Source organism: Mesorhizobium sp. M1E.F.Ca.ET.041.01.1.1 (genome assembly GCF_003997355.1).
GTDB lineage: Bacteria > Pseudomonadota > Alphaproteobacteria > Rhizobiales > Rhizobiaceae > Mesorhizobium.
Genome location: NZ_RZSL01000836.1, coordinates 1 through 2054 on the forward strand (window position 1 = coordinate 1; position 2054 = coordinate 2054).

General features: G+C 64.8%; 2 protein-coding genes and 1 pseudogene. All 3 read right to left on the bottom strand.

Translation table 11 applies throughout. The features are described 5' to 3' along the window. Nucleotides 1-655, bottom strand: a pseudogene (locus EOA38_RS34840) (histone deacetylase family protein); the annotation flags it as partial. Then, nucleotides 652-1152, bottom strand: a complete 501-nt coding sequence (locus EOA38_RS34845; RefSeq protein ID WP_245480997.1) for a GNAT family N-acetyltransferase — start codon at nucleotides 1150-1152, stop codon at nucleotides 652-654. The pseudogene EOA38_RS34840 and the gene EOA38_RS34845, both read right to left, overlap by 4 nt. 211 nt (nucleotides 1153-1363) lie before the next feature. Then, nucleotides 1364-2054, bottom strand: a 691-nt coding sequence (locus tag EOA38_RS34855) for a 3-keto-5-aminohexanoate cleavage protein (protein ID WP_145966231.1), incomplete at its 5' end; no start/stop codon positions are given.

Sequence of the window (2054 nt, forward strand, 5' to 3'; positions counted from 1 at the left end):
GATCTGCATGCAGCGAGACCGTCAGCACGTCGGGCCTGGCGTAGAAAATGCCTTGCGTGCCGTTACCGTGATGCAGGTCGACGTCGAGGATCGCGACGCGCGCCGCTTGCCTGCGCAGCACCTGCGCCGCGACCGCCGAATTGTTGATGAAGCAGAAGCCGCCGGCGACATCGGCGAAGGCGTGATGGCCCGGCGGCCGGCAGAGCGCGTAGGCCGAAGGCGCGCCGGCCATAACGGCTTCGGCAGCTTCCACCGCGCTCCAGGCGCTCCAGAGCGCGCTGTTCCAGGTCTCGGCCGAGATCGGGCATGCGGTGTCGGCCATGTGGTAGCCGGCCTGGCCGACCGCCGAGGCCGGATAGGAGCCGCCGCGGGCGATCGGGTGGATGTTCGGGATGACTTCGGCCGAAGCGCCCTCGATGCGCTGCCAGCGCGCGAAGATGTGCTCGAGGAAGTCGAGATATTCGGGCGTGTGTACCGCCGCGATCGGGCCAGGGCCATGCTCCCTCGGCCTCTCGATCGTCAGACCGGCCGATCTTGCGCCGGCTAACAGTCTCTCGACCCGTTCCGGCTTTTCAGGGTTGGGCTGCGGCGCGCCGCTGGAGAGGAAGGCTTTCGGATCGTGGTGCTTCTGTTCTTCGGCGTAGAAGGCTTTCATCGTTCTTCCTCCGGCGCGTCGGAAAAGCTGAGGAAGGCTTCGCCGACGATCTTTTGCACCTGCTCGTAGCTCGACCAGCCGATGCCGAGCTTTTCATAGAAAGCCTTGGCGGTCTCGTTGTCCGTGTCGACGGAGAGCCTCAAATAAACGCCACCCGCCGCGCGGCATTCCCTGGCCACGCGCCGCAGCAGTTTTTCACCGATCCGCAGGCCGCGAAAACGGTCCTCGACATAGAGGTCCTGCACATAGACGCCCGGACGGCCTATCCAGGTGGAGAAAATCGGAAAATGCAGGCAAAGGCCGGCGAATTCGCCGCCGACCTCGGCGATCAAGGTCGAGAAGGCGGGATTTTCGCCGAAGCCGTAGCGGCGGAGATCGTCCGGCGTCGAGGTGATCTCCTGATGCGCGCCGATGTGGGTGCCGAGCTTGAGCAGCGCGGCGTGGATTGTTTCGGCGTCGTCGGCGCGGCCGGGGCGGAGGGTGATTGCTTTGCTCACGATAGGCAGGGCGCCAAGGTACCCCCCTCTGTCCTGCCGGACATCTCCCCCGCAAGGGGGGAGATTGGCAGCGTCGACCTTGCCGCCCATCTTGCAAAGTCCGAGATTAGCGAAAGCCTATGCGACATCCGATCTCCCCCCTTGCGGGGGAGATGGCCGGCAGGCCAGAGGGGGGTGCGAAGGAACGCAAGCATCTGAGATTGACTTTGTCTCAAAACGCCACCCGGTCGCCGCCCTTCAGAGCCAGCATCTCGCGCGCTTCCGCCGGCGTGGCGACCTCCAGCGACAGGCCGTCGAGAATGCCGCGGATCCGGCGCACCTGGTCGGCATTGGATTTCGCCAACTGCCTGCCGTCGTAGAGGCTGTCCTCGAGCCCGACGCGGACATTGCCGCCCATGGCGGCGGCGATCGAGATCAGCGGCATCTGCTGGCGGCCGGCGGCGAGCACCGAGAACTGATAGCTGTCGCCGAACAGTTTGTCGGCGATTCGCTTCATGTGGATCAGATTGTCGGGATCGGCGCCGATGCCGCCCAGAATGCCGAGCACGAACTGGAGGAACAACGGCCCCGACACCAGGCCGCGATCGCGCAAATGCGCCAGCGAATAGAGATGGCCGACATCGTAGCATTCGAACTCGAAGCGCGTGCCGCAGCCTTTGCCGAGCTTGTCCAGGATCGACTCCATGTCGGCGAAGGTGTTCTTGAAGATCGTGTCGCGGGTCGCTTCGAGCAGCTTCGGCTCCCACTCGTGTTGCCATTCGCGCGGCCGCTCCAGCATCGGGAAAAGACCGAAATTCATCGAGCCCATGTTGAGCGAGCACATTTCGGGCTGCGCCCGGAGCGGCGCAGCCAGCCGCTGGTCGAGCGTCATCAGCGAGGAGCCGCCGGTGGTGATGTTGATC